A 6,384-nucleotide genomic window follows, 5' to 3' on the forward strand; every position below is an offset into this window, starting at 1 on the left:
AACTTATCAAAAAATTGTTTTAAACTACTGCTTAAAAATTTAAATTTGCAGACTTGATCCGGAAAACCATGCATCGTTTTTTCATCCATTTATATTATTTTATTTCTAAAAACCGGTTTATTTCTATTGCTGCAGCATTAGGAATCTTATTGATCTGTGGTTTTTTTGCGTCGAAAATTAATTTTGAGGAAGACATCAATCAGATCATTCCCAAAAACGAAAAATCTGATCTTACGGCAAAAGTTCTCACGCAGCTCAATTTTTCAGACAAGATCATCGTCATTATTGAAAACAAATCAAAAGACGACAGTTTTCAGCTGTCGGAAACCGCCGATACTTTTTTAAATAAAATAGAACCGCTAAAAAAATACATCGGTTCGGTTCAGGGAAAAGTAAATGACAATGAAATTTCGGAAACCTTCGATTTTGTCAATCAGAATCTTCCTTTGTTTTTAAACGAAAAAGATTATGCAGAAATCGAAAAAAAACTCAGTAAAGACAGCATTGCAAAACAGGTTGAAAATAATTATGTTTCGCTGGTTTCGCCCACGAGTTTAGTAACCAAAGATTTCATCAAAAAAGATCCGCTCGGAATTACTTTTTTAGGAATCAAAAAACTGAATGCGCTCAACATCAGCAAAGATTTCAAGCTCGAAGACAATTACATCGTTACCAAAGATGGGAAAAACCTCTTACTTTTCATCGATCCTAAAAACAAGAGCAACGACACCAAAAACAATGAAGTTTTCGTCAATCAGCTTAATGAAATTAAAGACGAGATCAACAAAACTTTTAGCGGAAAAACCGAGATCAGCTATTTCGGTTCGCCGGTAATTGCGGTTGCGAATGCCCAGCAAATCAAAAAAGATATTCAGAATACGGTTATCATTTCGATGACGGTGCTTCTGATCTTGCTGATGTACTATTTCAGAAACTTCTTTACACCGTTAATTGTTTTTTTACCGACAGTTTTTGCGGTTTTCGTTTCACTGATGATTTTGTATTTTATTAAAGATAAAATCTCGGCAATTTCGCTCAGTGTGGGTGCAATTCTCATCGGAATCACCATTGATTACGCGCTCCACATTCTCACGCATTACAAGCACAACAATAATATTGAAGAGCTTTACAAGGAAATCACACAACCGATTATTCTAAGTAGCGCAACAACCGCTGTTTCATTTTTATGTCTGGTTTTCGTTCGTTCAGAAGCGTTGAAAGATCTCGGTCTTTTTGCTTCGATTACGGTTTTCCTTTCTTCTTTTGCAGCATTAATTATTGTTCCGCAATTGTATCATCCGAAAGCAGACAAAGAAAAAACCAACACCAATTTTATTGACAAAATAGGAAGTTACCCTTACGAAAAAAACAAACCTTTGATTATCGGATGTTCTCTGATTATTATTGCCTGTCTTTTCGGTTTCCGTCATGTTGGCTTTAATGAAGACATCGGTGATTTGAATTATATTCCGAAAGATTTGAAAATAAGTGAAGCCAAGCTTGAAAAATTATCAGACATCACTTCAAAATCGATCTACGCCATTTCGTACGGAAATTCTGAAAGCGAAGCCTTGACAAGAAATTCCCAACTAAGCAGGTTTTTGGAAAAAGAAAAACAGGAAGGGAAAATCTTAAGCTACAACTCGATCGGAAACGTGGTTTTATCAAAAGAAGACCAGCAAAAAAAGATCGAAAAATGGAACCAGTTTTGGGATCAAAGCAAAAAGAATCAGACCATTACCGAGTTGGTGCAGAATGGTAATAAATTTGGTTTCAATGCTTCTGCATTTGACCAGTTTAATGAAAATTTAAATAAATCTTATTCTATATTAAGTTTAAAAGAATATTCTACCATCAAAGCATTTCAGATCTCGGAATTTCTGAGCAATGAGAAAGGGTTTTATACTGTTTCGAATGTTGTAAAAGTTGACGAAAAGAAAAGAGACGCTTTCATCAAAGATGTCGAAAAAAACCACGAAGCTTTGGCAATCGACCGTCAACAGATGAATGAAAATTTTTTAGGATTGTTGAAAAGAGATTTTAATACATTGATAAATTATTCTCTTCTGGCAATTATTTTAACGATTATTGTTTTCTTCAGAAATTTTGAGCTTTCGCTTTTAACGATGTTCCCGATTGTATTAACGGGAGTTGTTACCGCAGGAATCCTTTATTTCCTTGGATTGGAATTAAATATTTTCAGCACCGTTGTCTGTACTTTGGTTTTTGGGGTCGGGGACGATTTCAGTATTTTCCTTACAAAAGCAATGCAGAAAGAGCATACAAACGGGAAAAATGAGCTTCCAACTTACAGAACGTCTATTATTCTTGCAGTTTTCACCACTATATTGTCGATCGGCTCATTAATTTTTGCTAAACATCCTGCTTTGCATTCTTTAGCTTTGGTTGCTTTGATCGGAATGTTTTCGGTGATTGTGATCACCTCGACTTTATACCCGTTTTGGTTTAGGTTTTTAATCATCAACAGAACGAAAAAAGGATTGTCGCCCATTACATTAAGACTGTTTTTAACTTCAATGATCTCATTCCTTTATTATGGTTTGGGCGGATTGGTTTTTTCTGCAATCGGAAGTATTTTTGTGAAAAAATCAAGAGGAAAAACTTTAGATTTCATCAAATTAATTTTAGCTAAATTTTTAACTTCGGTTTTATACACCAATCCGTTTGTAAAGAAAAAAGTCATTCAAAACCCGGATGAAGATTTCAGCAAACCTGCTGTAATTATTGCCAATCACACTTCATTTCTCGACACTCTGGCTTTGGGAATGGTTAATCCTAAGATTATTTATCTGGTAAATGACTGGGTTTATAACTCTCCCGTTTTTGGTAAACTGGTGAAAGCTTTAGGTTTTTATCCTGTTTCCCAAGGTATAGAAAACGGCATGGATCAGCTTAAAGAAAAAATAGAACAAGGATATTCTCTGGTTGTCTTTCCAGAATCTGAGCGTTCTTATACGAATGATGTGAAACGTTTTCACAAAGGTGCATTTTATATTGCCGAGCAATTTGGTTTAGACATTCTCCCAATTTATATTCACGGAAATTCTGAAGTACAGCCAAAAGGCGATTTCATTATTTTTGACGGAAGCATCACCGTAAAAGTTGGCAACAGAATTGATAAAGATGATTTGAGTTTCGGTAAAAATTACTCCGAAAGAACAAAGAAAATCAATGCCTATTTCCGAGATGAATTTACAAAACTGAGAAATGAAATTGAAGATGAAAATTATTTTAAAAAGAAGCTGTTTTTAAATTATTTATATAAAGAAAACGAAGTTGTAAAACCTGTAAAAGAAGATTTCAGCAAAAATAAATCGGCTTATTTTGAATTAAATAAACACATTCCGGATGAGGCAACAATCTTTCATATTTCCGATGATTTCGGGCAGAAAGATATTTTGCTGACTTTGCAACAAGCCGGAAGAAGAATTTTCAGCTTAATTAATGATGAAGAAAAAAGACTGGTCGCTGAAAATAATTATCTGGTGAAGAAAAGAAAACTGTTTTATATTGAAGATCAGTCTCAGATCAATAAAAAAATTAATGTACTTTTAATTTCTGATGAAAATTTTAATCTTAATGATGTAAAAGATTTTCCGGAAACAATTATTATGCTGAATACAAATCAGGCTTTTGAAAATCCTGATTATAAAGAGGTGATTATTTCAGACTCAATAAAAATATTTAGGCATGAATAATAAAATGAAAATCATATTTTTGTAATCCATAAAATAGATTAATGCAAAAAAATATACTTGTTATTTATTATACTCAAACCGGGCAGCTCGAGGATATTGTAAAAAATATTGCGCAGCCGTTTGAAGATAAAAAAGAAGAATACAAGGTTACTTACTATAACATTCAGCTTAAAAAGGATTTTCCTTTTCCGTGGCCGAGTGATGTGTTTTTCAACACCTTTCCGGAATCTTACCTGCAGATTCCGAGCGAAATTCTTCCACCGCCGGAAGACGTTTTAAACACTAAATTTGATTTAATCCTTTTCGGTTATCAGGTTTGGTATCTTACGCCGTCAATTCCGATCATTTCTTTTCTGAAAAGCGGGTTTGCTGCCGATATTTTAAAAAATACTCCGGTTGTAACCATTTCGGCAACAAGAAATATGTGGATGCTTTCTCAGGAAAAACTGAAAGTATATTTAAAGAATTTTGATGCTAAATTAGTCGGAAACATTGCATTGGTCGACAGAAGAGACAATTATACAAGTGTTTTGACGATTCTTCGATGGATGACAACGGGGCAGAAAGAAAAATCAGGAATTCTTCCTGCAGCCGGAGTTTCGGATGAAGAAATCAACGGAGCCGGAAAATATGGTAAGATTATTGAAAGGCATTTTGAGAATAATGATTTAGCCAATCTTCAACCCGACCTGGTAAAGAACGGAGCTGTGGAAATCAGAGCCTTTCTGGTGAGAGTTGAAAAAGTAGGGAATAAAATTTTCACCATCTGGTCTAATCTGATTATCAATAAAAAAGAAAAACGACCATTGCTGATAAAATTCTTTAAGGTATATTTGATGGCAGCAATTTGGATTGTCTCACCGATTGTATTGGTTTTCCACATTCTGCTCGCTCCGCTTTTATGGAAAAAAAGACAAAAACAGAAAGAATATTTACAAGGAATTAATTTAAAATAGAAATGTACGACGTATTTATAACAAAAGCTTCAACATACTTGCCGAATGAACCGGTTTCTAATGACGAAATGGAAACGTATCTTGGCTATATAAATGACAAACCGTCAAAAGCAAGAGCTTTAATTCTAAGGAATAATAAAATCAAAACCAGATATTATGCTTTAGACAAAAACGGAAACGCTACGCATACCAATGCGCAGATTACGGCAAAAGCGGTGGWAGGTCTTTTTGATGAAAATTTTAAAAAAGAAGACATGCAGCTGCTTTCTTGCGGAACTTCTTCTGCAGATCAGGTACAGCCTTCTCATTCATCGATGGTGCACGGTGAGCTTAGCATCGGAAAATCTATCGAAATTAATACCGCAACAGGACTTTGTAATTCGGGAATGAATGCTTTGAACTACGGTTTCCTAAACGTAAAAGCAGGAATTAAAGACAATGCAGTTTGCGTAGGTTCTGAAAGAATGTCTGCATGGATGACCGCAGATAAATTTAACCACGAAGCTGAAAACTTAAAACTTCTGGAAGAAAGACCGATCGTTGCCTTTAAAAGAGAGTTTCTGAGATGGATGCTTTCTGACGGAGCCGGAGCATTTTTATTGGAAAACAAACCAAGAGAAAATGAAACCTCTTTGAAAATCGAATGGATTGATTTTTATTCTTATGCGCACGAAATTGAAGCCTGCATGTATTCCGGTTGCGAAAAGCAGGAAGATGGAAGCTTAAAATCCTGGGCAGAATATCCTGCTGAAGAATGGCTTAACCAGTCTATTTTTGCTTTGAAACAAGATACAAAACTTTTAGATAAATATATTTTGGTAAAAGGTGCTGAAAGCTTACGGGCTTCTTTCACCAAGCATGAGCTTGATCCTGATACGATCGATCATGTTTTGGCACATATTTCTTCAGGTTATTTTAAAGAAGGATTAAAAGAAGAGTTTGCCAACGTAGGACTTGATTTTCCTTGGGAAAAATGGTTTTATAACCTTTCGGAAGTTGGAAATATCGGAGCGGGATCTATCTTTATCGCTGTTGAACAATTGATGAATTCCGGCAAGCTTAAAAAAGGAGAAAGAATCATGCTTTGCGTTCCCGAAAGTGGAAGGTTTGCTTACTCTTGTGCTTTATTAACGGTTTGCTAATGGCGATTTCTCTACCTACAACAGACCAAAATTTCGTAGAAAGCTTAATTCCGCAAAAGTTTCCTTTTGTGATGGTAAATGGTATTTCAGAATATTCTGAAGAGCATTTGGTTTCAGGATTTGAAATAAAAGAAGACAATATTTTTGTACACGACGGAATTTTTCAGGCTTCAGGTTTGATTGAGCATCAGGCGCAAAGTGTAGCACTTCACACCGGATATCAATTTTATCTTTTAGGAAAAGAAGCTCCGACCGGTTACATTGGAGCTATTAAAACCTTTGAAGCAGAAATTTTACCGAAAACCGGAGATTTATTAACTTCTGAAGTAAAAATCATTAACGAAATGATGGGTGTCACTTTGGTTGAAATTATTACAAAAATCAATGGCGAAATTATTGCGAAGTCTGAAATGAAAACAGTAGTAAAATAGAGAAAAGAATCAAGGAAACAGAATCAAGAATCAATGGAGTTAAAAGAAGAAAACCTCATCAACATCCACAATTTTTTGCCTCATCGCAGCCCGATGCTGATGGCAGATTATATTCTGGAGCTTACTCCGGAAAAGG

The 6,384-nt window shown here is 34.9% G+C and carries 4 protein-coding genes; all 4 read left to right on the forward strand.

Annotation, left to right across the window (positions count from 1 at the left end):
- Nucleotides 1-68: 68 nt before the first annotated feature.
- The 4 genes from AB4Y90_RS05655 to AB4Y90_RS05670 are packed head-to-tail and all read left to right on the forward strand — an operon-like array spanning nt 69 to nt 6,248.
- A complete protein-coding gene (locus tag AB4Y90_RS05655; protein ID WP_441556475.1) occupies nt 69-3,719 on the forward strand; it encodes an MMPL family transporter in 3,651 nt (1,216 codons plus the stop codon).
- A gap of 41 nt (nt 3,720-3,760) precedes the next feature.
- Nucleotides 3,761-4,675 carry a dialkylrecorsinol condensing enzyme DarA gene (locus AB4Y90_RS05660; protein WP_441556476.1) on the forward strand — a complete coding sequence of 305 codons (915 nt, stop codon included), beginning with the start codon at nt 3,761-3,763 and terminating at the stop codon, nt 4,673-4,675.
- A 2-nt stretch (nt 4,676-4,677) separates the two neighbouring features.
- Nucleotides 4,678-5,817 (forward strand): beta-ketoacyl-ACP synthase III, encoded by a 1,140-nt coding sequence (locus AB4Y90_RS05665; protein WP_441556477.1) that lies wholly within the window; start codon nt 4,678-4,680, stop codon nt 5,815-5,817.
- Nucleotides 5,817-6,248, forward strand: a complete 432-nt coding sequence (locus AB4Y90_RS05670) for a hypothetical protein (protein WP_441556478.1) — start codon at nt 5,817-5,819, stop codon at nt 6,246-6,248. Before AB4Y90_RS05665 ends, AB4Y90_RS05670 begins: the two co-directional genes overlap by 1 nt.
- The last annotated feature ends 136 nt before the right edge of the window (nt 6,249-6,384 follow it).

It is taken from the genome of Chryseobacterium sp. 2TAF14 (genome assembly GCF_052115105.1).
GTDB lineage: Bacteria > Bacteroidota > Bacteroidia > Flavobacteriales > Weeksellaceae > Chryseobacterium.

Coding starts and splice junctions, on each gene's coding strand:
- AB4Y90_RS05670 (WP_441556478.1), top strand. CDS start 5,817: ATGGCGATTTCTCTACCTACAACAGACCAAAATTTCGTAGAAAGCTTA.
- AB4Y90_RS05660 (WP_441556476.1), top strand. CDS start 3,761: ATGCAAAAAAATATACTTGTTATTTATTATACTCAAACCGGGCAGCTC.
- AB4Y90_RS05655 (WP_441556475.1), top strand. CDS start 69: ATGCATCGTTTTTTCATCCATTTATATTATTTTATTTCTAAAAACCGG.